This window comes from Aliifodinibius sp. S!AR15-10, assembly GCF_031569985.1.
GTDB lineage: Bacteria > Bacteroidota > Rhodothermia > Balneolales > Balneolaceae > JAMQKA01.
Window position 1 is genome coordinate 222,515 of record NZ_JAMQKA010000001.1, and the last position, 25,867, is coordinate 248,381.

Consider the following 25,867-nt stretch of genomic DNA (forward strand, 5'->3'; position numbering starts at 1 on the left):
CCTCTGAAATGCAAAAATATTTAGCGTCAGTTCGAGACAGAACCTGTCATTGCGAAGAGGATTAAGTGACCATCGGGATCCCGAAAACTTGCGGGAGGCAATCTCCCGGCGGGTGAACAGAAAATGGACGGGGAGACCGCCGCGTCGACTGCAAAATGAAAGTCCACTACTATCAAAGACGCCTCCTCGCGATGACAGCTATAATTTTTGTGATCCTTATATCGAACTCACGTTAAGCTATCAAAGCCTGTAGATCATCTATCTGCTAAAATCTGTTTTGCCTCCTGATTTATGCTCGAGCTGGATATCAGTGATCCTGATATCGTGTGACATCGCTTTGCACATGTCATAGATCGTGAGTGCCGCTGTAGAGACGCCGGTTAGGGCTTCCATCTCAACCCCGGTTTGTGCACTGCATTTCACCGTACACCGGATATGGAGTTCGGGTTCTACCGGCTTAATATCGATATCAATTTTTGAAATTGGGAGTTGATGGCACAATGGGATCAGCTCAGAAGTTTTCTTAGCAGCCTGAATACCCGCGATTACCGCCGTTTGCACAATACTCCCTTTTTTGCTAACCAAGTCGTTGGTTGTAATTTCATCAAACACTGCCCGGGGCAGCACCACTTTTCCGGAAGCAGTTGCTTTGCGTGATGTGACCTGCTTACCCGAAACGTCCACCATTTCGGCATCACCACTTTCTGAGATATGCGATAGTTCGCTTTTTGATGCTTTGTCGTTCTGATTACCCATGTCTACACAATGTTTTTGAAGCTTCCGTTAGCAATATTTTATGAAGTAAACGCCAAATTACCATTTCTAAAATGGGATGCAAAAGGATAAAAGAGTCTGTTTCTCAATCATTGATTCAAGTAACGTTAACGGGTGGGAGTCGTTCATTTCAATTGGCAAAAATGATTTCTCCCTCCGTTGAGCCACTGTATTGGAAGCGATCAACAACTTCATTGGAAGGATTGATCAAAATAATTTCATCTCCGTCATTATTGAGACTCATCGCCATCCCGTTTCTAATAAACTTCAGTGTTGAATGAGGTTCAATATGCTGTTCAAGTGACAATGTCCATACTTTTCCACTCCGATCTCGTAGAAACCATCCCGAAAGCGGTATTGTGTCATCACTGGTATTTTTGATTGTCACCAGCTCAAGCTGCCTGTCTGGGCCTATAGGATTTGGCAAAAGGCTCTCGATTTTGAGGGGACTTTTCTCCCCAGCCCTCTTAACAGGAAAATGCATCTCTTGATCACGGTATCGTACTGTTATTATTGTAGTTTCGTTATCAACGGCAACTTCTATGGTCCCATCTTGGTCCACAGATTCGAGATCTGCAATAAACTCATCGGCCGTATTCGCCCCCAATCTGCCTTGGTAATACTTGTTTGTCTGGAACACCGCCGGTTGTGGATCCAGCATTTTAAATTTATTAAGAGTTGTGGCCCTCGGATGCATATAGCCAGCATGATTCCCATTTGAAATGACCACCACTGTCGGGCGTAGATCCTCCAGCAACAGCCAGGAGGAACTGGTGTGAGAACCGTGATGATTCGCCTGGTAGACGTCCACACTAGTTACAATATCACGGTGTGCAATTTTATCTTCTGTTGTCACCCCGATGTCTCCAGCGATAAAATACTTGAACTCCCGGAACTGCAGGAGCAGGGCCAGGCTCATGTCGTTTTCATAAACTGCGGGAACCGGATCAACCTCTCCCAGAACCACGCCACCGGAAGCTATGCAGGTTACATCAATTTCCTCATCAAAGGGGATAGACATACCCCGCGTGAGATGAGTTGCCCTGTGCCCAACGAACTCATAGTAATCCTGAAAACTTGCCTGGTTTCGTTTGGAATCGCTGATAAAATCTTTGTCTCCCCGGTCATATGTCCGCCTGATGTGAATGTTAAAATCTCGTACCAGCTCATCAACTCCTCCATAGTGGTCTTCGTGATAGTGCGTATTCACAAACACATCGATAGTGTCTATCTGCAGTTCTTGTAGAATGGAATTAATCCTGGCCCCATGCCCGTTTTTCCCGCTGTCCACGAGCAGTGTTTTATTATTTGGGGAAACAAACAGTGTGGCATCCCCCTGCTCTACATCAATATGGAATATCTTGAGAGGTTGAGCAGCACTTACTCCAGGTATCCATAAAAACGATATTATGGCCAGTATAAGTGGATTTATGTAGACTCTTGATCTCATTGTTTAACCTGTGGACCACTACAACCAGTTGTAAGTAGGTATGCCTGTAAATAATGGTTTTCCCCAATCAAAAGCTATAACTGGGAAGTGTTACTTGCTCCTGGTGAATTTGTTGAGGCAGTGGTAGCAATAGGATAGCAGTGACTGCAATCTAGAGGCATTTTTTAGGTTTAAACAAGAAAGGCTCGATCAACTTAAGCCACGGTTCAGTAACATCCAAAATATGACATAATAATCACGATTAATTACATATACCTCCATTTAATTGGTCATTGAATCCAGACAACTCCGTTTAATTTTGCTAAATTATCCCATTCAAACAGATGAGAAGTATTACAAGATCAGATAAAATTGAGCGTTGGCCCCATTCCGGCCCTTTGAGCATACCCGTTCATATCCTTTTCACCAGTTTTTCTAGGTTGTTGACATTTTTTCGGATTTCTATGGGTTTATATGACCTAAGATGAGGTTAATCCGGTAAAATATCAGTTTTTTAAGGTTTTTAAATACAGATAAACTGGTATCGAATTATAAACGGCAAGGTAACCACTTTTATCGGGAGGGAGGCCAAGAACTCTTGACTTTTGCATGGCTGATGGCATTGGCCATCTTCTCGGCGCCAGCGTGAGATCAATGTCCCTTGCAAAACATCAATCGCTCAGCTAGTAACTAGTCCATTCTCGGATTCACAATATTGTTGTAGATTGAACCAAATGTATAGCTAACCCCAATTGTTGCGCTCATTGAATAGTCTGTTGCCAGGGCTCTCTGCCGTAAGATAATTTCTTCCTCCGTCAAATCCTGTTTGGAAAGTGATAACTGGTCGTTGATAAGGGAGTACTCAAACCCAAAATCTACCGAGAGACCCCGGTACACCCTAAACTCGACCGAACTTTCAAACTCCAGGCGATTTTTGCTAACGTCATGCATGTAATGACTTCCCTGTAGTGAAGCATCAATCGAGCCCCATGTTTCGGTTATTTCAAACAGGGCTTCCAGCTCCTGCTCCAAGAGCCGTTCCTTCTTTTTATTGAAAATTGTCGTGTCGCGGTACTGCTGGAAGGATGGTGTAACCCGGTATTGAATGCGCAGCTCACGCCTGCTGTATTCCCGGTATGGAAAAATATTATACTCCAGCGTAGGACTTGCTCCGGCCTCAAGCTTAATGTTGTTGTAAGATGAAGAGGCCACCCGGGAGGTCAGCCCCGCCGACCAGTGTTCACCTAGGCTTTTCGCCGCAAATCCCGTAAATGACTTACTGGTCGAAGTACTGATAATATCCCGCTTATCGTCAAACTTGAATTTTTCTTTCTCTATATCGTAATCCAACTGAAGGTCTATTTTCCATTTGGGTGTGACCCGTGTGGCATCTAAGTCCCAGGCAATATCATAGGACTGCTCGCGCTCCTCGGCGTCATAATCAACTTCCACATCAGTTTCAAACACCCAGTTATTCCATTTATCGTGATTTTTTTGCTGAGACTCGTTGTCCGGCGGACTAAAACTGAGATCAAAATGATTGATCAGTGAGCTGTTTTTCAGGTAGGGGAACAGCCCCAGATTGACGTAGCGCAACAGCCCCGCCCGTTCTTCATTGTCGCTATCTGATTTGGCTGACGTGTAAAACAGTGTATCCGTTTGAGCTTGCAGGCTGTCTTTCCCAATGAATTTCAAGGTGTACTCTTCTCCCCCGCTTGCTGTCCCGGCATCCGTAATTAAAAGATGGATACTGGCATCACTGGGATTCCGAACAAAGTTAACGAAATTAATTTCGGACCGAAGGTAATCCTCGTAACAGTCTGAGCAATCCAAGTATACATTCAGCATCTCATATTTCTTCTTGGAAACACCATCTTGCGCCGTCAAGGGGCTTATGCAACCAACAAATACCAATATGCTGGTTAATTGCGTAACCTTCTGCAGTAGCTTGTTATTTACTAAAATCCGTTTCATTTATATGACCTGACATTTATAGTCGTATCTTGTTGGAAGCCACAAGTAAATGAGGAATAACGAGGGGGCAGAAAATATTCGACCAACGAGTGAGGAAGTGCTATAAAAAGCTTATTTAACCAAAAGGAACGTTTGTAGATAGGTGTATGCAGTTCATACCAGGAAAGCTGTTGTTCATCCTTTCTTTTGTCGATTTACCGCAAATTAAAGTATTATTTACCCTCTCATGTGGGACCAGAAAATCAACGATAAAGTATGCAGATCAAAAAAAGAATCAGGGATATCGCTTTTAGCGAAATCAGTATTTTCATCTTCTTGTGGGTACTCTACATGATAGCGCCGGTCGAGCTGGAAATGAGTTTCGAAGATTTTGAACTAGATTTTGACAAGATGGCCATGGTCTGCTACTACATGTTGGTCGTGGGTATCAATAATTTTGGGTTGATCCCCCGCTACCTCTCTAAAGGCCGCCCCTATCTGTACCTGGCCATCGTTTTGGCTACACTCGCGCTGTTCAGCTATGTAGATGATACAATGATGGAGTTCCTGTTCCAGGGTGACAGTGATCTGAGCTGGGCATGGTCTGGTGTGCGCAACTCATTTGCCCAGATGGGGATCCTGACCATTTTTTTCGGGAGCTTTAAACTGGTATGGGATTATCAAACACAGAAACAGAGAATGAATGCCCTGGAAAAAGAGCGGGTTGAAAGCGAGCTGAAGTTTCTGAAATCCCAGATTAATCCCCATGTGCTGTTCAACCACCTGAACAGTATTTACTACTACACTATGGAAAAATCTGAGAAAGTGCCGGAGATGGTGCTCAAACTCTCCGATGTAATGCGCTACATGCTGTATGAAGCTAATGAACAGTTTGTCCCGCTGGAAAAGGAGATTGAGTATATCGAAAATTTCATCGAGCTGGAAAAAGTTCGACATGAAGGGCGCGGACGAGTTATGTTCAACGTTGCCGGACCGGTTGAGGGGAAACGTATTGCCCCGCTGCTGCTGATCTCCTTCATTGAAAACAGTTTTAAACACAGCCATCAAACACAAACAGATGATATCCTGATTATTATCAATATCAACCTAGAGGGAGATTGGCTGAATTTCACCGCCGTCAACAACTGGTCTCAGACCGACCAGGAGAAACTGGAGGGGGAGTCGGGTATCGGGCTGCCCAATGTCAGGAAACGACTTGCCCTGTTGTACCCGGATCGGCACTCACTGCAGATAAACAGGGACGAGGAGCTGTTCATTGTTCACATGCGAATTAAGTTGACCCATGCAAACGATTAAGTGTCTCATACTTGAGGACGAAAAACCGGCCCAGGGCGTACTGAAAAAGTATATCGGGGATGTGCCATATCTTGAGCTGGCGGCTGTTCATGCGAATCCACTGGACGCGATGGAGATGCTGCAGTCGAAATCTGTGGATCTTATCTTTTTGGATATCAACCTCCCAAAAATATCGGGTCTCAACTTTTTGAAGTCGCTCAATGACCCTCCCGAAGTCATCATTACCACCGCCTACTCCGAATATGCCTTGGAGGGCTTTGAGTTAAACGTAGCTGATTATCTGCTAAAACCTATTTCATTTGAACGGTTTCTGAAAGCGGTTTCCTCCCTAAAAACGGGAGGCCAACAGGTAGAAGAACCGGAAGAGATCACGCAAGAGAACGCCGGAACCAAGTCATTTACCTTTGAAAAGGCGGATAATGTCATCTACAAAATTGATTACCAGGAGATCAGGTATATCGAGTCAGACCGTGACTACGTACGCCTCTTCATGGATGAACGGAAACTCATGTTTCGCCAGTCCCTGAAATACTGGGAGGAGATTCTACCTGAGCACAACTTTGCACGAGTACACAAATCATACATCCTTAACATAGCACAGATTACTCGAATAGTGGGTAACCGCGTGTACCTGGGAGATGACGTCATCCCCATCGGACGCAGTTACAAGGATGATTTCATCGCCAAAATTAAGGATTGTAGCTAATGTAATCGTCAACGCTCTACATTGATGTGTACTAAAATACCAAAGATCTAAACTTGATATAGCTAGCTAAAGGAACCTCCTCTATCTGTTACCTTTGCATTTTAATGCGTAATCAAAGCCGGAAGTAACTTACTGATACACAGATCGGAAAATCCATACTGCAAACAACTGCATAACATCAATCCGGATTATTTATGAAAGCAGTTCAGTGGTGTAACCCGTGTTTTTACAAGCATTTATATTCATAAAAGGGTATAATGCTTTAGAAGCAAACGCCGGGTTAAACCCTATGAATATGAAATGGTTGCTACTTTTATTCACCCTACTTCCATCGGTCCTGCTAGCACAAGAATACGAGGTCGAGCATCGATGTCAAGGGAATAACACACATGCGATGGTCGTTGAATACAATGATATGTACTACATCGTCGTGACTCCCCAGTATTTTCAACACGACTGGACAATTCGGCATCTAAATGGAATCAGCCTCGGCGGTCACGGGACGCTTCAGTATTCAACCAACGCAACCAACTCCAATGAAATGCATGTGAATATCATCTCACGCTCCAAGTGGAAGTATTCCGGCCTGACAGGAGCGATAAATGTTTGTAGAGAGGTTGCAAAGGGCAATTATTAATCCATTTAATCAGAATTGACAAGGCTGTCCAAGTATTTTTCGAGCATGGTGTACCCATCGTCAGCAACATTATTTCTATCAGAAGCGTCATCGGGATCCAGACCATTTTCCTTTTCCCACTCATCAGGTATCCCGTCATGGTCGCTGTCGGTTGGAGCAGGGGCACTCTCCAGTTCCGGCCAGCCGCCGACCTCTTCCTGTGAGTCAATAATACCGGTTTTCTGTGACGGATCAATCACGGAATGCTCCTGTTCGTATGCGTCACCTTCATACGTGGCATAGCCGTTGCGGACTTCGTCAATAATCCGCGTGTCTACGGCATCGCGTTTGGGCACTACGACTCCTGCCTGCTCAAGAACAGATTGGTAGGCCTCTTCGGCGGTTTGCTCGTCGATAGCCATCGCCGGCCAAGGTTCATCAAGCCGTAAGAACTCATCGCCGTCCACGCCCAGCCAATTATCGGCTGTAACGTCGGAAGCGTTAACCACAAAATTCTCGGCAACATACCAACTTCCTTCGTCCCCGCTTCCACGCGATGAAGGTTCCGCAATACGGTCTCTGACTCCGCTCAGTGTTGCAGGACCGGGCTTATAATAGTTGGCTACGATATTAATCGTGGAGAAATCGAATTCAGAATTTCCCGGCTGTTGTGCTTCTCCACCATACACGCTGTTATATCCCCAGTTGTAGATCACGTTATTCCGGAAATCGACGTGCCCGGACCCCGAGGCGAATCGGGGATTACGACTCTCATTATGTGCGATCAAGTTATGATGGTACGTACTGTAGTTGTCTCCCCAGATAGCGCCGAATTTATGCCCCTCCCCGTCGCCAATGGCCTCCGAAATGATGGAATACTGAACTGTTACGTTGCTGTTGTGATAGAAAGAGAGCACCTCATCTTTGCCCCAGCTTGCCGACACGTGATCCAGAATGATGTTCTCGTTGTACCTTCCCCCAACCGCATCGCCGGCACCCCCTTGACCGCCTTCGCCGTCGTATCTTATCCGGATATAACGAATAATGACGTCATCGGCGCCAATGCCGAGAGAACCTTTAATCGTAATCCCATCCCCGGGAGCCGTCTGCCCGGCAATGGTAATGAACGGATTTTCGATACTCAGGTCCGATTCCAACTCGATGGTTCCCGAAACTCTGAATACAACTGTTCTCGGTCCCTCCGCCTTAACGGCTGCACGAAGGCTACCTTTCCCGGAATCATTCAGGTTGGTTACTTCATATACATCTCCGCCACGCCCCCCTTCCGTATATTTCCCGTATCCTTCTGCAGTGGGGAAAGCAAGTTGCTGAGAATAAAGGTCACCAGCATGGCAAAGCAGGAAAACAGCGCATGTTATAGTTATAAACTTCGTTAATGAAACTGCGTTTGTTGATATCATGATATCTGATTTTTGTTTAACAGAATTATTATCAATTATTAGCAATTAAACGCCTCGATGCCCTAACTGTAAGCCTTCAATCCCAACCAATGGATTGGAGCAACTCAAGAGTTAAGGGCATCTTCTATATTTAGAATGAGACGTTAACGCTTCATCTTTTTAACAAATATGACCAAATCCGGTCGCTCTTCTGATTCCACCGGTGGAATTCCCAGTGAACATGACCTTGGCCATTCCCCCTCCACAACAGGTCTCCCCTAACGACCGGAGACTTTAATATTTGGTACAACCGAAAATACTCTTTCCGGCTCTCTTGAATATGTTTGTGGTACTTCAAGCCCGGCCTCATCAGCGATACATCCTACTCTATTCCACTACTTCAATTAAAGCAACGTACGCCTCGTTGCCAGGTGTTTTTAAGGTGATTGTACCACGGTGCCCCCAGTTTGACCGGTCGCCTTCCCATTGTACCTCTACAATTTCCGGTTCCGACCAGGATAGCTCTTCAATATGCAACCAGCGCACCCTGGCTTTTTCGACATACTCCCACGGGTCAAGATCGATCATGAAACGTCCACGTGGGAAATAGACGGCATACTCATTGCCAATATCGGCCGTAACATAGGCTTCAACCGCGCTCCGGGCCGCTGCCACTCTGTGCCTCAGAAGATCGTTATGAGGTGAGGCTGAAAAAATGTCAAATTCCTCCAGCAGCATATCCATCGCCTTCAGGTTGGTCTGAACGCGCTCTTTCAGACCAGAACCCCACACGCGCGGCAGGGCGGGACGGTGAAAGCGGCTTGATGCAGTGCCGGCAAAAATATTACGCCAAAACCGGTTGATCGCTTCTGTTTCGCTTCCCGCTGAATAATTGGATCCCTCCCCACCGCCATATACTTTCACGTTGTTCATCGGCATGGGGTTGGAGAGCAGTTTCTGTCTCCAATTCATAATATTATCCCAGTGCCCCTGTCCTCGTGCCCCTCGTGAGTCCTGGTTGTTCTGGGAGATCTCCACATAACTGTAGATATCGCGGTATGTCATGGCAGCCCGTACAGAGTTGGTGGGGTCAAACTGCATGGTCGTCACATAGGCTTCGCGGTTCCTATCTGCGGCTGCCTGGTTGATATGCCGGGCCCAATAGTTTTCCCACATCGACCCCTCACTGCTTTCGTTATTGATGTTGTATAACACATGATCATACCTCAGGGCGATGGAAAGCAGCTTGTCAATGTACTTTTTTTGATAGTTGAGTCCCTCAGTATTATCTGTCTCGACCGTGTTATGAAAATCATCATCACCGCTTATTAAATCATTGGAATAATTCACATTATTTTCCCCAGTCCATGGATCGTTTGGGCCTCCCAGATCAAACACATCCCATAAGGTCAGTTGTACAATAATCCCGCGCTTGGCCGTCTCATCCAGGAAAAACCTCAGCCGGTCCCAGTACTCCGGGTTCCACTGATTCAAATCATAGAGATCATCACTATTTCGCTGGAAGGCAGAAACATTACCCTCATCGCGGTTGGACATGGTATTGCGAACATAATTGCCACCTACAGAGACCAGGAGATCGAGATGGTTGGTCAGCTTATCGCCCGTCCACTGGAACAGGTTATCGTCATCGCTGCCACCGCGCAGAAGGATCGGCTCCCCATGATATTCCCAGTACCAAGGGTTTTCACTATATGGCTGTATGGGCGTTGCAGACTGAATTGCATTTTCTGTTTTGTTACCAGGAGGAGAGGCTGAGTCAGAAGAAGAATCAATTCCGACAGGAAATAAAATAATGAGTACAACCAGCCATTTCGTAATCAAAATATTCAAATACATAGTTTATTTGTTAGTTATTTAGCTTCTATAATTCCTATGAAAGCGTCTCCATTGCCGTAACCATCTTCAGGGCCTCCAACCCCACTACCCGGGGAAATAACCAGAACCCTGTCAGGCCCTACCCACGGCACCTCTTTCCAGTCTAACGCAATAGTCTCTTCTTTTTCCCATTCACCACTTGTCAGATTTAGCCATTTAACAGTTACCTCCTCCATATAGACCCACGGATCTACCGCAACCGTAGATCTCCCATCGGGAAAGTACACGGCATATTCTTTACCCACATTAGCCAGGCAATAATCGGCCCTAATGGAATTACCAATCGTCTCGCAGCCTTCATATGGTTTTGCGTTGAACACATCGAATTCATCCAAAAACATCGAAGCGGCCGTTATGGTACGTTGCGCTTTTTCAGTGAGACCCAGCCCCCACCGTCCACCTCCCGGCCTGTGAAATCTTGCAGAAGCCGAACCGGCAAATATATTTCTCCAAAACCGTTCTATCGCCTCCTGTTCTGTACCGGCGGCCGTATTTTCCCCTACACCCACCCCATATACTTTTACATTATTCATCGGCATAGGCCCTTCTTGCTGAGCGTTGATCATATTCCGCCAATGCAGCAGGTTCTCATAATGTTTGTACCCAACGGTGCCGGCGGCATTCTGATTATTTTGAGAGACTTCAACAAAGGAATACAGATCCCTGTTCGTCATCACATGCCGGACCGAATTGCCAGGTAGTAACTGCATGCTGGTAATATGAATATTCCGGTCCTGTGAGCTGGCAGCATCGTTCAGGTATTTAGCCCAATAATTTTCCCATTCAGCCCCGATGGTGCTTTCATTATTGATGTTATACAGGATATGATCGTAATCCAGCGTGATCGACAGTAGCTTATCGATAAACCGGCGCTGATACTCCAGCACGGCTTTTTTGTTCTCATAGATGGAGCCGCCATAAAAATCCTCACGGTCCTCGATCGTGCCCTCCGGCCAGTTGATGTTGTTTTCGGGGTTGTACGGGTGATCTGATAAGCCTGAAAGGTCAAACCAGTCCCACAGCGTCAGCTGCACAATGATTCCCCGCTTCTGCGTTTCTTCCAGGAAGAATTCCAGCCTGTCCCAATACTCCTCATTCCACTGGTTCAGGTCATACATACCGTCTTCAATCTCTTTGGGAGCATAGACGCTGCCCTCATCCCGGTCCGACATGGTATTTCGTACGTAGTTACCACCAACCGACTCCAGGGAATCCAGGTGGTTGATCAGGCGATCGCCCGTCCACTGAAACAGGTTATCGTCATCGCTGCCACCGCGCAGAAGGATCGGCTCCCCATGATATTCCCAGTACCAAGGGTTTTCGTGATATGGCTGGATAGCGTCACTATTACTTAAATTAGAATCTTGAGCAGATATCTGCTCAGTCCTGAACGGGATAAGTCCAACCAAGACTACTATAAAAACAAGTATTTTTTCGTTATTCATAATTAACCTTTACATATTTCGGATGTATGGATTGTGCACAAAAGCGATAAATTTTCCATTTATACAAAACCTTTCGTGCCACGCAACCGGTCAACGGCATGATGTTCTTGCAGAGGATTTAAACAGGATTATCCAGCATCTTTATCCAGAAACCCGAAGTCGGTACCGGTGAGGGCGTGCTCATCCTCATCACGGCCATAGCTAAAGATTACCATGTTATCCGGCTGTGCCCAGCCTTCATCGCCACCTTCGGTGTGCCCTTTGGCACCCACGTACAGTATCTGGCCAGCTTCCTCATCGGTAAAATAGAAGAAGGGGGAAGGGAAATCATTGCCAAATTCCGGGTTCAGATATCCCAGGCCCCGGGCGTCCTCCAATCCATACTTCACCCCGTCTTCCAGCACATAATGCTGCTGGTCGATATTCATCTGGCCGGCAATCGGCCCTTCAAACAGGAAGGCGTATGGTTGGTTGGCCTCCAGCACTTCTATGGCACCGTACTCGGGGAAAAAGTGATAGCGTACCCGGTAATGGTCGTTCCATGATTCGAGAATCAGGTGATCCCCCACCAGGCGATCATCAAACTCAATCGGATTGCCATTGTCATCAACCCACTGGGAGGTTCCGCCCCCGCCCCGGCAGGGATGGCCAAAGCCATCGGGGCCAAAGTTGGGCCAGCCGCGCCACTCGCGGTTATCCACGCAGTTGTTGGAAATCCAGTCGTTGCCTTCGCTGTCGATCGCCGAGTTGAACCCGGTGGATGTTCCTCCGGTATCGGCGTGTTCGATCTCGAAATGCCACGTGCCATTAGCCGCTTCAATCTTCCATGTTAAAAAGTCGAAACGTTGTTCCTTGGTAACCACCACGGAATCGGCTTCAGCGTCAGATTGCTCCTCACCGGCACAGGCTGACATAAACAGTAGTATCACAAATACAGAAAGAGCTGGATTCTTCATGTTATTGGTCATCTATTGTTGGATTTATTATTTCAAGGGGACTTTGCCCTCCCGTCCGGTCGCTGGTTTTGCGATCGGACGGGTTGAAATGCTCTCAACAGATCCGTCGGACGGCAAAACCAGCCGCCCGACGGGCACTTCAAGGCCCTTCAATTATTTCGGCAGCATCCAGTCGGCACGGCGTGCAAAATCTTCCTGGTAGTCCTCCCGCCATTTGGAGACGCTCTCCGGACCAGGCCCGTCAAACCAGTGGTTTGTGGAGGTATCGCGCTGGGCGTACTGCCCGCCCCAGCTTTCCTGGCTTGGATCCTCGGGGTTATTTATTCCATATACCGCGCTGACCAAGTACAGGAAGGAAGGGGTATCGCCCTCCTGCACGCCGGGGCTGTCCGGGTGGAACCCGGTCTCCGGATAGATATTACCCAGTAGCCCATGGCCGTTCCGAATATGGGTATTAATCCATTGCAGGTTGCCCAGCTCCGTATCGAGGGCGAACATGCCGCCGTAGGTGTCTTGGGAGGAGATCACAAACAGGTTTGGGAAGTTGTCGAGCATCCACTGCCCGGAGCCGTCCTGCCCCGGATCATCGCCCAGCCCGATCTGGAAGATCCGCAGCTTGCTGATAAACTCCTGGACTTCCTCCGGGCTGCGGTTGTTCTGTACTTTCCAGATCGCCTGCGCTACCTCACGCGGGCCGCCCCACACGCAGACCCATACCGGGCGGGGATCCGGATGATCAACAGCTTCAATAATTGCCTCGGAGGCTTCACTGTCCATGCCTTCGCCCAGTATTTCGTCAGCGGGCTCGCCCCAGGTTCCATCACGGCCCTCGAAGGTCACCGACCGCAGGTAATCGGCTTTGGGGAACTGCGGATCGTGGGCGCGCAGGTTCTCATCCACCTTATCATAGTGCCACAGGGCGTCCAGAATGGGTTGCTTATCGGCTATGTTCGCAAAAGAGGCTGCCGAGGCGATCAGCCCCTCCACATCGAACTCGTTGGTGTACAACAGAAACCGAACCATTGACTGGATATCATCAGGGTCGCTGCACTTATAGTTGGGGCCGTGGCAGTCGCCACCCGGGATCACATCCAGCGGGGGGAAATCCGTGGAAATGATGACACGAGGTTTATATTGATCTTCCTTGGCATTGGTGTTTTGGCAATATCCATCGACAGTTATTGCCAGTATTATGATTGGTATGAGCAGGGAGAGACGTTTCATAAGATTATTCAGTAAAAAATTTAGGTTGCGTATTTTGATTCATTCCTGAGTTCATTCTTCTGCCGTAATAATAATTCGCCGGTAACTGGTGAGAGCAGGATCCCCATCATCAGTCACTTCCAGAACCACATGAATATTCTTGCCTGAAGCATCCGACGGTACAGCCACTTCAGTGGAAGCGGAGCTGCTGTTCTGAACAGACAACGATCCGTCATAGGTGCTTGGCTCTTCATAGAAAAACCAGTTGTAGCTCAGGGCGTCCCCATCCGGATCATTGGAACCTTTCGCATTGAGTTTCACGGCTGAACCTGCATCGGCCGTCATATGCAGGATTTGTTTGGTCTCGTCGCCGTTTACAACTGCCACCGGGTGGTGGTTAGCTTCCGAATAAGTGCTCGTTACAGTCCAGTCCATCCGGGCCTCAAAATCGTTATCGTAAGCCGGTTTCCAGCGACTTATGGCCTTGGCGCCTGCATCGGTATTTCCATACATATAGTAGGGATCGTATTCGGCATCCTCGCCCTCCATGCATGACATGCCCCTGATTCCGGCTTTTTTGTCGCGCTCAAAACGGCCTCCCCAGCCCCCGTGCCATTGTTTGTTCGGGTTGTTTAGTCCATTGGGGAGTACGTGTAAGAACGCTGGAGTGTCGCCTTCAGTGGCATATTTTCTGTCCGGATATTCGTCACCTAACGGACCGTGGTTTTGTATGTGCGTAGCCAACCACTCATCGCTGGGCTGCCATCCATAGACGCCTGTTGCCCGTATGTAGGGTATTTCGGGGAAATTTTTGGCGATCCAGGTGCCGGCATTATCCTGACCGAGCACATCATAAACACGGATCTTGCTTATGAACTCCTGGAATTCAGCATCTGACCGGGTTTCCCGTACTTTCCATATTGCTTGAGCCAGGGTATTGCCCCCGCCCCAAAACGTGACCCATACCGGCCGGGGATCGTCCTCATCAACGGCTGATATGATCAGTTCGGAGCCTTCGCTGTCTTTTCCGTCACCTACTGCTGCCATCCCGTACCCGGTTTGACCCAAGACGGACACCGAACGCAGGTATTCAAGGGAAGGAAATTCCGAGCTGTGTACTCGCAGGTTGGGCAGTACTTCTCCATAGGCATCGACTATTTCGTCAAGCATGGCCGTGTTCGACTGGCTCTTCTTCCAGCACCCGGTTTGTACAACCAGCCCTTCGACATCGAATTCGTTGCTCTGCACAAGGAAGCGAACCATCGATTGCCTGTCATCAGGGTCAGCCCCGAGGTCCGTCAAATGGATTATTCGCGGCTTCTCACTAGAATTTATGGTATCTGTATCTTGTGCAGAAAGAGGTAGATAAAGGAGTACAAAAACCAAAAGGATTGAAATAGAACTTATTCTCATAATCATATTAGGATTGAGTATTGAAGATGTACAGATTTTAAATTTAACGTTCAGTGAGACAATCTTGACAATCATCTTTTAGCTCATTCCGAAGAGGGATTATGTTTGACACTCCATTGGGGATACTCCTCTTCCAGAAGTTCCTCGGCCCAGTCGCCGTACCAGTCATAACCGCCTCGGCGTTCCTGTGGTACCTTTGAGTACTCATAGAAAATATCTGAATCCCGGTTCATGAAAATAGGTCGATTGGTCCCTATCTCGTAAAAACGGGCCCACAATGGTCCCGTGTCGGGATCCTCCACGAGCCGCTTGTCTTCCCGTCCTTCTTCATCGATAAACTCCTCGTATCGATAGCCGTGGATCGCTGTGTCCCTGTACCATTCAAGGGCATCTTCAACAGCGGCGATGATCTCCGGGGTGGGCTCTTCAACTGCCATCAGGAAACGTACGATACCAACACTTGCAGCACCCGCAAAGGACGGCGGCTCGTAGGAACGCGCCCAGGCCGGCTCAAGCGTTTCCGGATCGTGCTGCGCGCACCAGGCGGTGCGTTGCCCATCCTGCATGATCTGCATATCCAGGATAGCTTCTATCCCCTTCTCAATCGCTACGGAAGCACGCTGCCGCCGGTCCGAATCAACAAACGAATAGAGATCCTCCCCTTCCGCTACATCGCGCAGCATGCGCATCGCCCCGATCATCGCTCCATCGTTAAAGGTGACCATTTCATAATATCCCTCCCTGATGGGATAGTACTGCGGCCAGCCACCGGTATCGTACTGGGCCTCCACCAGGTAGTCCACCCCACGCTCAAAGCTCTCCCTGAAGCGGTCGTGGCCGGTGGCATTGTACACGCGAGCCAGGTAGCGCATCTGTGTGTAGGTGGCACCGTTGTCGATGGTGATGTTGCTGAGCGTTGTTCCTCCTTCGGCCTGTTCTTTACGAATGCTGTCTTTGTCCGCCTCGCTGAGCACCTGGGCCATATCGAGGTTTTTCGGCCAGCCACCGCTCTCGTGCTGGTAAAGCAATACATTGTCTGCTATGCGAACAGCTTCTGAACCCTGGTACCATTCCGCTTCCTGCTCAAGTGCGTCATCCCAGTCAATTGGATCTACTGCAACTGCTCCCCCTGATTGCCCCTTTTCATCACACGAGATAAAAGATATAATCAAAAGCAGATGTATGCACAGTAGTTTTAATACGCTACCCAGATCCATTTTCACCTTCCACAGCTTGGGATTTGGATTTATACCATCATATTGAAATGCGAAATTCGATCTTTCGGGTTGCTCGTTATTCATATTACTCCATTTCCCATATAGTCTTACTATTCTATTAAAGCTATAAGCAACTGAGGATTGAAGACCTATCAAAAAATATTCGACCAACAGTCGATAAGGCACTACGAACTGCTCTTTAAGTCAAATGTTATGTTTGTATTTATTTTTTGGGCTTTCAACTGCGAAAGTTACTGCTCATACCCTACTAACTTATCTTGGGTTACTACAAACTGAATTTTTAATATTACTACATACATAGAGGCCTTTGCAAAACCGGGCAGTCATCCTGAACGTAGTGAAGGATCTCTATTTAACGGCATCAATCGGATTCAGGAAATTCTTCGACGGGCTCAGAATGACGAAGTCGTAGGTTTTTGCAAATTCTCTACATACATAGTTATAGAAGAGTCCTCCCCAAAACAGCAATCGGTATCACTTCAAATAAACCCAGTTGTTTTTAAAAAAACTTCCAACCCAATCAAGGGTTGGGAGTTAATAAGGTATATGGGAATTGTATATTCGACTTAAGTGGACAAATTGTATCAGGCGGTGAGAAGATGCTATAGAATCCATTTACCGCACTTCCTCTGCTTACTGCACCTTTTCCAAAATCAAGCTGTTCCATCGCCCCCGGGCGTAGGCAAATCCGCCATTCTCGGGTATCAATCCATTTGAATGGGTGCTGGATGCCACTCGAACCGTATCTCCTGTATTTATTTGAATTTGATTCCATGTATGGCGAGAATTTCCAAATGCCTGATCGGTCTCCGGATTTACATAGCTGCCTTTGAGATCCCCGTTAACAAATAGCTGGTAGGTTGATTCGCCATCCTCTTCCGGCATTGTTTCGATGGTCACATTATACTGCCCGGACATCCCCTGCCATATTGTTTCAGCAGCCCCAAATTGGTCTGGATATGTTACTGAATTCACAGCAATTGCATTCCTGGAACTATCTTTATAGGCCGGGACATAGCCATCAATGTTCAAACGGTCAAAGTCACTGATGGCTGAAAGTGTGTCAGTTTTAGGGGCCTCAATGGTGGCTTCTCCTTTTCCATCCTGCTGTTGACCACAACCCACTACAAAACAACCAATTAAAAATATTAAGTAGAGACAGATATTATTATTCATCATTGCATTCATAAGATTGGGTCAGATTGATAATGAAGCCTCACTTACTCACTGGTTTAAGTGTGGCTTGAAGAATCCCCAGCGGGCATTCAAGCACCGCTGAGGCAGGGAAATAAGAAGTTAAGAGGATTAAAGCCCGGCTTATTTCTTGCGAACAAGTATTACCCAGTCCTGTCTCTCTTCTGATTCTACTGGTGGAATACCAAGTGAAACATGACCAGGGCCATTCACCTCAACCACGCGTCCATCTCTTACAACAGGGGTCTTAATATTTGGTACGGCTGAAAGCACACTTTCCGGTTCTCGCGAATACGTTTGTGGAACTTCCAAAACTCTACCCTGCTGTAATTCTCCACCTTCACGTGGGTTAAACCACTCTACCGAGTAAGTTCCGGAATTATTTTCAAGATCAAGGGTAGAAGCGCCGCCGTCCGGAAGATAGATCACATATACCTCTCCGGGATCTGAAAAGACAAAATCTTTTTCACTTCTTGTTAGATCGTTTGCGTTCTCCATTTCCCAAAAAGGAATGTCGTTATCCCTATAGAATTCCATGGCATAGCGGGTGTAATCCCATAAAGCGTCTCGGCTTCGCCAGTCTTCAGCAACAAGATCGTTGTGTTCCTCGCTGTAGCCAAAGTACCATTCGATCCCAGCTCCGCCTGCCGCTATGGTTCCCCAGTAAATAGCTCGCGCATCATCCTGATTATAATTGTCGTCCCAGTCATCGGTTGTTACACCCAGACCTCCACTGCCTGGTTCATCAAGAGAAACGACCCATTGCCTGCCGGATTCACTTGCATTCTCAACCAAATCGTGGATTCTTTCGAAATTCTCCCAAGGCCGCATATTATCAGATTGCACTGAAGCACCCTCCATATATTCAAATCCCACCAATGGACCATAAATTTCACTATAAAGTCCGGGATAAGTATGGATGACTACTGGATGATCATACGGGTCCACCGCATGCAGGTACTTAGCGTCTGATTTAGCCAGCTCCATCTCCGCATCGCCCAACTCATTGACCAGGTCATGCTCTTCCCCGAGGTTCCAGTTCAGAGCGTGATGATGTCCAAAACGTGCCACCAGTTCACGATAATACAACTTACGGGCGGACCCAAGGAAACCGCCATTCAACAACTGGTCATTTTCTGTTTCATGGGTTTTGAAATGGATGAAGAGGCCTTTACGGTCGGCATGTGAAAAAACCATCTCCCACTGCGCCAGCTTGGACACATCATAACGGGTATGTTCTTTATGATTGATCCAAGGCCATACGTTTTTTCCATCTCCCCCTGCAGTCAACGCCAGGAACGAGAATGCATTCATCCCCTCTTCTGCCAAGTAGTTTAACCCACCGATTAGCCCCTTACCCTTGTCGCCCTGCCATACCGGATCTCCGGAGTTCCAGTCCTGAATATGAGCTTCATATGATTTGAGCTCGAAAGAACCGCGGCTATCCCGATGCTGCGTGCTTCCCCACAAAAGTTCATCGTCATAGGAGTGAGATGTGGCACCGGTTTGCAGATAGGTTCCATCAAAGTCTTCGTAGGCAAAGAGCGTTTCTGGCGCGTCTGCCCCTCCCTTCATAAACCATTCCCCGTTATCGAACCGAAGGAAATTTTCACCGACGTATCGGAGCATCCCCTTCCCTCGGTGATCCGGCCCTTCTTTGTCGGTTTCCGCGATATTGATTGAGCCACTCACACCGTCGAATGCTACGGATTCACCTGCGGTTGAACTCAGGTTCACAGCAATATCTTCACCCCTGCGGAAGGAAACCGTGTAGGTCCACTGCCCGGTTCTGTCCGGAGTGAAATGTACACGCCACTTATTGCCTGAAGTTGCGCTTGTTTCAGCTGCATTTCCATCCGCTGCATAGTAGCCAGGTACTACATATGCCGATTCTCCACTTTCATGACGGAAAGTGACATTAAGCCTGTAACCAAGAAAAGGATTATAGGCATCGGTTTCACTCACTTCGGGTCCGTCATACGTAATGGTAACAGGGTGCCACTTTTTTAATTCTCCATCAATCGAACCATTAGACTGAGCTAATAAAATATCTGTTCTTGTTAGAAGTGCTAATATCAAAATTATTAAAAATGTTAATTTCTTCATGGTTTTAATCTATTGAATTGCAATGGTTTATGTTTACTTTAAGCTTTTACTTTATTGCCTCACCTATTTTTTGAAGGAATTGGCTATTAATTTTATCGGTGATTTCTTTATCACTTTGATCCATACCTAATCTAACTAAAACCATATTCCATTCAGGTATAATAAAGAGATTGTTATTGTTGTGGCCCCAAGCTGAAAATGTCTCATTTGGTGCATGGGGCCATTTTCTCTCTCCATTTGGCTTGATCCCATTTACCCACCAGTTAAATCCGTAAACACCACTACCTTCTAATCCACTTTCGGAATGTCCCAATGGGAGTGAGGATGGAACTTGTACGGCACTGGCTTTCTGTACCCAATCCTCTGGAATAAGCTGTTTACCGTCCCAGTTACCATGGTTTAAGAATAAATGGCCGACACGGGCAATTTCTCTTGCTGAAATAAAAATATGATTACCGTGATTACCTGCACCTCCATTAATTTTATACCCTCCGAATTTCCCAAAATCACCCCATCGCCACTGATCAGGATTCACACCGATAGGATCGAATACTCGACGTTTCAGAAAATCTTCTAGTGGCTCTCCTGCAATTCTGGTTAAAATATTTGCAAATTGATTCATAGCTGAATCCCAATATGCATACTTTGAACCAGGAGGTATAAACAAGGGATTGCCAGGAATAAACGGTGTCGCACTTGGTCCATGTGTATAATCACCACGTGGCTCATCTCCTTGAGCCCTGTACCCGGATGTCATGGTTGTGAAGTGTCTAAGTTCCAGATTGGGATAATTATCATTCATTTCAGGTATGATATCCTTTGCATGGGTATTAAGATTGGCCTTACCGTCACCTATCAACAAGCCTAAAACAGTACTGGTAAATGATTTGGTCACTGACCAAACACCATGCACTTTGTCCACTTCTTCACCTTCCCAAATCAAATAGCCATTCCGCACAACCATTAATTCTTTTACCCCGTCAAATCCAGAATTTTCTTCTAAAAAGCGAATTGCCTCTTTTAACTTTGTAGAATCAATTCCCTGTAATTCCGGTGCAGATTTTACCCATTTATCTCCCGGGAATATTATTTCTTCTTTTTGTCTTAATGTATCTGGAGCTATGACATTATTACTCTTATTGAAATATAAATTGATATTTTCGTAAAAATTAAGACTACTAATAAGAAAAAAAACACATACAAATAGACACTTAATAATCGAAGTTAAAATCGAAGTAATATTTACTACACTACATTTCATCATGCCATAATCACAAGTGGATATTCTACATAAAAACTAAATCAAATTTTTATTCAACAGATTTAAATGGGTTTTCGAGACGAGCATTGATAAAATCACTAATTTGTTCGTGTCCCATTTCCTTATCCAGGAAACCAAATACCGCCACTCCATCAGTACCCGTCAGGGCATGCTCATCCTCATCCCGGCCATAGCTAAAGATGACCATGTTATCCGGCTGCGCCCAGCCTTCATCGCCGCCCTCGGTGTGGCCTTTGGCGCCCACATAAAGAATTTGGCTGGCTTCTTCATCGGTAAAGTAGAAGAACGGCGAGGGGAAATCATTTCCAAATTCCGGGTTCAGGTAGCCAAGGCCCCTAGCATTTTCCAATCCATAATTCACCCCATCTTCCAGCACATAATGCTGCTGGTCAATATCCATCTGGCCGGCAATCGGACCTTCAAACAGGAAGGCGTAAGGCTGCCTTGCCTCCAAAACTTCAATAGCAGCATGGCTGGGGAAAAAATGGTAGAGCACCCTGTAATTGTCATTCCAGGATTCCAGTATCAGATGTTCACCTTCAAGACGGTCTTCAAATTCAACGGGATTACCGTTTTCATCAACCCACTGAGAAGTCCCCCCGCCTCCACGGCATGGATGACCAAACCCGTCAGGGCCAAAGTTGGGCCATCCTCTCCACTCACGATTATCAACACAGTTATTTCCTATCCAGTCATTTCCCTCTCTATCGATAGCAGAAGAAAACCCCGTACTTGTATATCCTGAATCAGCATGCTCAATTTCAAAATGCCATGCCCCGTTTGCTGTTTCAATCTTCCACGTTAAATAGTCAAAATTTTGTTCCTTTGTCACTACTACGGTATCATCCTCATTAGCAGACTCTCTTGCCTTTTGGTCTTCTTGGCAGCCATACATTAATAATAAAAGTGGCAAACTGAGATAGGCCATTAATGACTTCATATGATATATTTTTGTGATCATAGCTCTATATTCGATTCTATTTTAATAGTCTCTATAATCGAGGCTATTCCTCAAATCCTTCGGCTGGAACTCTATGGATTGTTTTATGAATCATGTGACTTAAATCCATCCCATCAGCGGTAGTTATCTGGTAATTTATTGACATTACCAAGCCTAATGAGGCCTCAATCATATCTGGCAATTCCTCCAGGGTGCCAAGTGAGGTGCGCACCATACCGGGTTTTAGGGTCGGAATTTCCAGGAATACCGCCTTCCCATCATTGGACAACCGAACTGATTTAACCTGTACAGGATCAGGTTGAGTCTCTCCGGGATTTTCTACGGAATACTGCTTTCCGCGGGTACCGTACTGGCTGGTCCATGGATACGTCCACTTTTGCAGTTCATAATTTTCCAGATCGGTAGCTACCTCGGGATCCAGCTTTTGGCTAAATCGTAGTTCAAGTCCCCCGACCTTCGTATTGAGGGATACCGGCATGTTCAGGGGCTGCCCGGTATATCGTACCCGGTGGAATGAACCCCAGTCCTGGCCTATCGATTGCCAGCTCGTCATCCCTGCAATATACAGGTGGCCGTCCTCATGAAACCGACCACGTTCAAGACCCGATTTGAACATGAGTGGCAGCGTCATATGAGCACCCTGCCAAACTCCGTCGACCTCTTCCTTTAAGATCAGGGAAAGATTAGCCCTGCCATAAGAAGCCAGCAACAGATCGTCGTGAAGTTCCTCCGGCCATTGGTCGCTTGTGATAAACATCGGCTTAGCGGGAGAATTGTCCATATAATGGGGAGCCCAGATAAGCGGCGGCACAAAGGATTCGGGTTTCTCAGGCTGATGTGCAGAAGGGATAAAGCCGTGAAACTTCCCCTTCTTTATTCTATGGACTTTACTTGTGGGCACCCAGTTACCCTCATTATCAGCATATACCATCTCCCCGTCTGGACCGATTGACAATCCATTGGGATTTCGCAGACCTCTGGCAATTATTTCAAGCTTTTCGCCATTTGGTGATAACTTGAAAAGCACTCCGTGATGCGGGGTTACCTCTGCATCTCTGGGCGGACCCTCTCCCCTGACATAGGGCGGCCAGGGAGTCGATTTTGCAAAGTAGAAATTTCCCAGTGAGTCCGTTTCCAGGTTCATCGTAAATGCGTGAAAATTGGTGGAGGCCATCAGATCGTTATTAAAATTTTCATAAAAATCTGCATAACCGTCATTGTTTAAATCATGCAACCGTGTAATCTGATCGCGCCCCGTAATGTAGATTTTGTCATCAACTACCTTGACACCATTGGGTTGAAACAGACCGGTTGCATATCGATGCCATCGGAGTGTTCCCAGATCTTCTTTGATACCTTCAACCAACCATACATCTCCACTCAGAGAGGCAACTACAGCACGACCATCAGACAAAAAATCTACATCTGTTAATCGAATGAAAGAATCCCATGGATTTGGTTCAGGCACTGTGAGCTCATCCACCGTATACGGTCCCTCTTCTTTCCCCATTACCGCTTCTGTTTCCAGGGTTTGCCACTGGTCCGGTCCCGGTTTCTTCAATTCAGAAAGATCGGATACCCTTGCAGCTTGGTCCAGGTAGCTTTCCATATAGCCTGCTTCTTCGCCGAGTAAAATCGGGCCGACAGCTATTTTGAATTGAATCGGCTGCATGAGGCTGGGAAGATCAAGTATGAGATGGCGGTTATGAATTCTCCATTCCGCTTTATCAGGGATATCCTGTGCTCCAACAATACGGGTGTTGTTTCCGACCTGTATTTTTATATACTCCTTTGAATCAGAAACAGACTGTATTTCTGTTTCTGCACTATCCGGTACTTGCAGCACGCGTAAAGACAGCGTCTCCTCCGTGGAGCTTACATTAAACGTTCGCGTAAAAATGGGATTGGAATCGACATGCTCAAAACCGGGCGACTCAAGCACCTCACTGTCACCAACGGTATATGAAAACAGGACCTTTTCTCCATGGACATACAGGCCCTTGTAATGAGCTTGTTCTTTTGGTATTGGTCCATAGGGCCATCTTCTGGGATCATCAAATTCTCCATCGAGCGACCACCCGGGCGTTTGACTCGTTTCAAAATGGGTAATACCACCGGGGGTGGGCCAATCCTCTAGCCCGTCCCGTTCCAGGTACCACTGGAGAAATCCATCGGTCCAGGCACCGGCAATGCGTAAAAGATCCGTATCAAAAGTTATTACGGCCTGTGGATCCTCTCCCACCTTAACAGCAATCCCTTTATGCACGAATATACTGCTGGTACTAACCGGATCATGGGTAATAGTAGAGGTAACAAATGGCCCATGCTCCATTGGATTCATATTGTCAGAAGGCTGAAACTGAGCCTGAACCGGCAAGATTAAACCAAAAGCAAAGACTAATACAAGTAATAATCGTTTAAATATCTTCATCCTATAAACTGACGTAATGTTCATTGTTCAACTGCTTTGAATAATCTTAACTGAGAATACCTTTTACTTCTTACTTTACAGCCAGAGGCCTAAAACCTTTGCTGTCATCGAGTGGCTGGTTATGCCACCCGATGTATCCAGCGCGCGCTGTTATCTAGTAAATGTATTCTGCCTGCAGATTAATCCAGTATAGATTTGTTTTCCAGGAATATCACAAAGGCTTTCCCACCCAACGCATTATTGTCTGAAGGGCTCCAGGGCTTTCCAACTATATCAAGCTTACCATCGCCTGTGACGTCTCCAAATACAATCTCATGCCCTCCAAGATTTTCATCAGAAATTATATGCTCTTTCCACTCAACGGTTGGGTTGTTGGACCAGGAAGGACCGACTCCAAGGTTTTCCCATAAATAATACCGCGGATTTAACTCACCGTTCTTTCCGGGACGAGCTCGCTGCCAGTCCTGTTCAGCCGTAATAACATCAAGTTTGCCATCTCCGGTAAAATCTGCTACGCCCAGTGAATGCAAACCTCCCATTACACGAGCCCATCCTGAAATTTCATGCCGGTGCCACTGAACAGTGCCATCAGAATCAGCACCAAGATTCTCCATCCACCAGATTCTTCCTCCTCTCATCTCTTCAACGGTCTGGACTACATCGGGTCGTCCGTCTTCATTTATATCGGCCACCCATGATCTTGCGGCGTTGGCCGCCCAGCTTGGTTCACCTTCTGGCAGCGGCATAAAAGGGCCCAGATCATGTTCTTCCCATTCGGTTCCTTCTCCATCTACATTTTCAAACCAGACATTTGTACGAACTACATCGGTGTCGCCGTCGCCATCGAGATCTCCGTATCCTTTGGGAGCAACACCGCCATGGACAGCCTCTCCAATGTCGTGGCGTATCCACGAATCTGTGGGATCACTGGGAATATCATACCACCGGAAATTATTGTTATCCGACATTGTGATCATATCCATGTTGCCATCGCCATTAATATCAGCTACCACCTGGTCGTGAATAGAGCCATCCATGATGTCTTCATCGAATACTATTTGCTCGTAAGGCTCATTGAGGTCTCCTGAATTCCGATACCAGGCCCCACCTGCCAGGTAGTCTGGCAGTCCATCTCCGTCAACGTCAAGTACCGTACCCCCGGCATCGGTGGGTGGATTTTCGCCTACGATATATTTGGACCAATGCCCCGGTTCATGATACTTGTATACATATATTTTATCCGTATCTCGTGAGCTCATAACGAACTCAAGCGTTCCGTCTCCATCCATATCGGCCATGGCGGTATTGGAAAACGCACCCCCGATCAGAGAATCGTCAATGATATGCGTACGGAATTTAATTTTGGGATCACTATCAGAACTTTGGGCCATCGTGTTCACGGCTATCCCCCAAGTGAACATCAGTAGAAAGGCCAATGAAAGCGTTTGCAACTTTGGGCTGGTATATATCCGTTTATTCCTAATCATGATTAAGCAATTGAATTTATTGTTGAATTGTAAATTTATTATCTCGTGAATTTCATCAGA

General features: G+C 46.8%; 19 protein-coding genes. 3 read left to right on the forward strand and 16 right to left on the reverse strand.

The genetic code is table 11. The features are described 5' to 3' along the window. Positions 1–258: 258 nt before the first annotated feature. The 3 genes from moaC to NC796_RS00915 form a co-directional block, all read right to left on the reverse strand. Entirely contained in the window at positions 259–756 is a 498-nt protein-coding gene (gene moaC / locus NC796_RS00905; protein WP_310681265.1) for a cyclic pyranopterin monophosphate synthase MoaC, read from the reverse strand. Positions 757–904: 148 nt separating this feature from the next. Then, on the reverse strand, positions 905–2,224 hold the full coding sequence (locus NC796_RS00910) for a lamin tail domain-containing protein (protein ID WP_310681266.1): 1,320 nt from the start codon (positions 2,222–2,224) through the stop codon (positions 905–907). A 669-nt stretch (positions 2,225–2,893) separates the two neighbouring features. After that, complete coding sequence (locus tag NC796_RS00915) at positions 2,894–4,177, reverse strand: hypothetical protein (RefSeq protein WP_310681268.1); 1,284 nt, start codon at positions 4,175–4,177, stop codon at positions 2,894–2,896. Positions 4,178–4,432: 255 nt separating this feature from the next. Between NC796_RS00915 and NC796_RS00920 the strand changes: the two genes are divergently transcribed. From NC796_RS00920 to NC796_RS00930, 3 genes are all read left to right on the forward strand, one after another. Next, positions 4,433–5,473 carry a sensor histidine kinase gene (locus NC796_RS00920; protein ID WP_310681270.1) on the forward strand — a complete coding sequence of 347 codons (1,041 nt, stop codon included), beginning with the start codon at positions 4,433–4,435 and terminating at the stop codon, positions 5,471–5,473. After that, positions 5,460–6,179: a LytTR family DNA-binding domain-containing protein gene (locus tag NC796_RS00925; RefSeq protein WP_310681272.1), complete on the forward strand. Its 720-nt coding sequence runs from the start codon at positions 5,460–5,462 to the stop codon at positions 6,177–6,179. Before NC796_RS00920 ends, NC796_RS00925 begins: the two co-directional genes overlap by 14 nt. Positions 6,180–6,474: 295 nt before the next feature. Next, on the forward strand, positions 6,475–6,816 hold the full coding sequence (locus NC796_RS00930; RefSeq protein WP_310681274.1) for a hypothetical protein: 342 nt from the start codon (positions 6,475–6,477) through the stop codon (positions 6,814–6,816). A gap of 5 nt (positions 6,817–6,821) precedes the next feature. Here NC796_RS00930 and NC796_RS00935 read toward each other — a convergent pair whose 3' ends face one another. The 13 genes from NC796_RS00935 to NC796_RS00995 all read right to left on the reverse strand — a co-directional run bounded on the left by NC796_RS00935 (position 6,822) and on the right by NC796_RS00995 (position 25,807). Then, complete coding sequence (locus NC796_RS00935; RefSeq protein WP_310681275.1) at positions 6,822–8,216, reverse strand: hypothetical protein; 1,395 nt, start codon at positions 8,214–8,216, stop codon at positions 6,822–6,824. Positions 8,217–8,582: 366 nt separating this feature from the next. Beyond that, complete coding sequence (locus NC796_RS00940; protein ID WP_310681277.1) at positions 8,583–10,052, reverse strand: hypothetical protein; 1,470 nt, start codon at positions 10,050–10,052, stop codon at positions 8,583–8,585. A gap of 14 nt (positions 10,053–10,066) precedes the next feature. After that, on the reverse strand, positions 10,067–11,536 hold the full coding sequence (locus NC796_RS00945) for a hypothetical protein (RefSeq protein WP_310681279.1): 1,470 nt from the start codon (positions 11,534–11,536) through the stop codon (positions 10,067–10,069). A gap of 128 nt (positions 11,537–11,664) precedes the next feature. Beyond that, positions 11,665–12,492, reverse strand: a complete 828-nt coding sequence (locus NC796_RS00950) for a hypothetical protein (protein WP_310681281.1) — start codon at positions 12,490–12,492, stop codon at positions 11,665–11,667. A gap of 153 nt (positions 12,493–12,645) precedes the next feature. Then, the gene (locus tag NC796_RS00955; protein WP_310681283.1) at positions 12,646–13,716 is read right to left on the reverse strand and encodes a DUF1593 domain-containing protein; all 1,071 of its coding nucleotides are present in this window, start codon (positions 13,714–13,716) and stop codon (positions 12,646–12,648) included. A gap of 51 nt (positions 13,717–13,767) precedes the next feature. Beyond that, a complete protein-coding gene (locus NC796_RS00960) occupies positions 13,768–15,114 on the reverse strand; it encodes a nucleoside hydrolase-like domain-containing protein (RefSeq protein ID WP_310681285.1) in 1,347 nt (448 codons plus the stop codon). A gap of 77 nt (positions 15,115–15,191) precedes the next feature. Next, entirely contained in the window at positions 15,192–16,409 is a 1,218-nt protein-coding gene (gene pelA / locus NC796_RS00965) for a pectate lyase (protein ID WP_310681287.1), read from the reverse strand. Positions 16,410–16,979: 570 nt separating this feature from the next. After that, complete coding sequence (locus NC796_RS00970; RefSeq protein WP_310681289.1) at positions 16,980–17,525, reverse strand: hypothetical protein; 546 nt, start codon at positions 17,523–17,525, stop codon at positions 16,980–16,982. Positions 17,526–17,663: 138 nt separating this feature from the next. Further along, positions 17,664–19,646: a DUF5060 domain-containing protein gene (locus NC796_RS00975; RefSeq protein WP_310681291.1), complete on the reverse strand. Its 1,983-nt coding sequence runs from the start codon at positions 19,644–19,646 to the stop codon at positions 17,664–17,666. A 46-nt stretch (positions 19,647–19,692) separates the two neighbouring features. Continuing rightward, positions 19,693–20,910, reverse strand: coding sequence for a serine hydrolase (locus NC796_RS00980; RefSeq protein ID WP_310681293.1), 1,218 nt, complete (start codon positions 20,908–20,910; stop codon positions 19,693–19,695). A 46-nt stretch (positions 20,911–20,956) separates the two neighbouring features. Beyond that, a complete protein-coding gene (locus NC796_RS00985; protein WP_310681295.1) occupies positions 20,957–21,868 on the reverse strand; it encodes a hypothetical protein in 912 nt (303 codons plus the stop codon). Between the two features lie 64 nt (positions 21,869–21,932). Then, positions 21,933–24,320, reverse strand: a complete 2,388-nt coding sequence (locus NC796_RS00990) for a DUF6797 domain-containing protein (protein ID WP_310681297.1) — start codon at positions 24,318–24,320, stop codon at positions 21,933–21,935. Between the two features lie 179 nt (positions 24,321–24,499). Next, positions 24,500–25,807: a VCBS repeat-containing protein gene (locus NC796_RS00995; RefSeq protein ID WP_310681299.1), complete on the reverse strand. Its 1,308-nt coding sequence runs from the start codon at positions 25,805–25,807 to the stop codon at positions 24,500–24,502. Positions 25,808–25,867: the final 60 nt, after the last annotated feature.

Coding starts and splice junctions, on each gene's coding strand:
- NC796_RS00920 (WP_310681270.1), top strand. CDS start 4,433: ATGCAGATCAAAAAAAGAATCAGGGATATCGCTTTTAGCGAAATCAGT.
- NC796_RS00960 (WP_310681285.1), bottom strand. CDS start 15,114: ATGATTATGAGAATAAGTTCTATTTCAATCCTTTTGGTTTTTGTACTC.
- NC796_RS00980 (WP_310681293.1), bottom strand. CDS start 20,910: ATGATGAAATGTAGTGTAGTAAATATTACTTCGATTTTAACTTCGATT.
- pelA (WP_310681287.1), bottom strand. CDS start 16,409: ATGAATAACGAGCAACCCGAAAGATCGAATTTCGCATTTCAATATGAT.
- NC796_RS00915 (WP_310681268.1), bottom strand. CDS start 4,177: ATGAAACGGATTTTAGTAAATAACAAGCTACTGCAGAAGGTTACGCAA.
- NC796_RS00990 (WP_310681297.1), bottom strand. CDS start 24,320: ATGAAGATATTTAAACGATTATTACTTGTATTAGTCTTTGCTTTTGGT.
- NC796_RS00940 (WP_310681277.1), bottom strand. CDS start 10,052: ATGTATTTGAATATTTTGATTACGAAATGGCTGGTTGTACTCATTATT.
- NC796_RS00995 (WP_310681299.1), bottom strand. CDS start 25,807: ATGATTAGGAATAAACGGATATATACCAGCCCAAAGTTGCAAACGCTT.
- NC796_RS00970 (WP_310681289.1), bottom strand. CDS start 17,525: ATGATGAATAATAATATCTGTCTCTACTTAATATTTTTAATTGGTTGT.
- NC796_RS00945 (WP_310681279.1), bottom strand. CDS start 11,536: ATGAATAACGAAAAAATACTTGTTTTTATAGTAGTCTTGGTTGGACTT.
- NC796_RS00975 (WP_310681291.1), bottom strand. CDS start 19,646: ATGAAGAAATTAACATTTTTAATAATTTTGATATTAGCACTTCTAACA.
- NC796_RS00955 (WP_310681283.1), bottom strand. CDS start 13,716: ATGAAACGTCTCTCCCTGCTCATACCAATCATAATACTGGCAATAACT.
- NC796_RS00930 (WP_310681274.1), top strand. CDS start 6,475: ATGAAATGGTTGCTACTTTTATTCACCCTACTTCCATCGGTCCTGCTA.
- NC796_RS00935 (WP_310681275.1), bottom strand. CDS start 8,216: ATGATATCAACAAACGCAGTTTCATTAACGAAGTTTATAACTATAACA.
- NC796_RS00950 (WP_310681281.1), bottom strand. CDS start 12,492: ATGAAGAATCCAGCTCTTTCTGTATTTGTGATACTACTGTTTATGTCA.
- NC796_RS00910 (WP_310681266.1), bottom strand. CDS start 2,224: ATGAGATCAAGAGTCTACATAAATCCACTTATACTGGCCATAATATCG.
- NC796_RS00985 (WP_310681295.1), bottom strand. CDS start 21,868: ATGAAGTCATTAATGGCCTATCTCAGTTTGCCACTTTTATTATTAATG.
- moaC (WP_310681265.1), bottom strand. CDS start 756: ATGGGTAATCAGAACGACAAAGCATCAAAAAGCGAACTATCGCATATC.
- NC796_RS00925 (WP_310681272.1), top strand. CDS start 5,460: ATGCAAACGATTAAGTGTCTCATACTTGAGGACGAAAAACCGGCCCAG.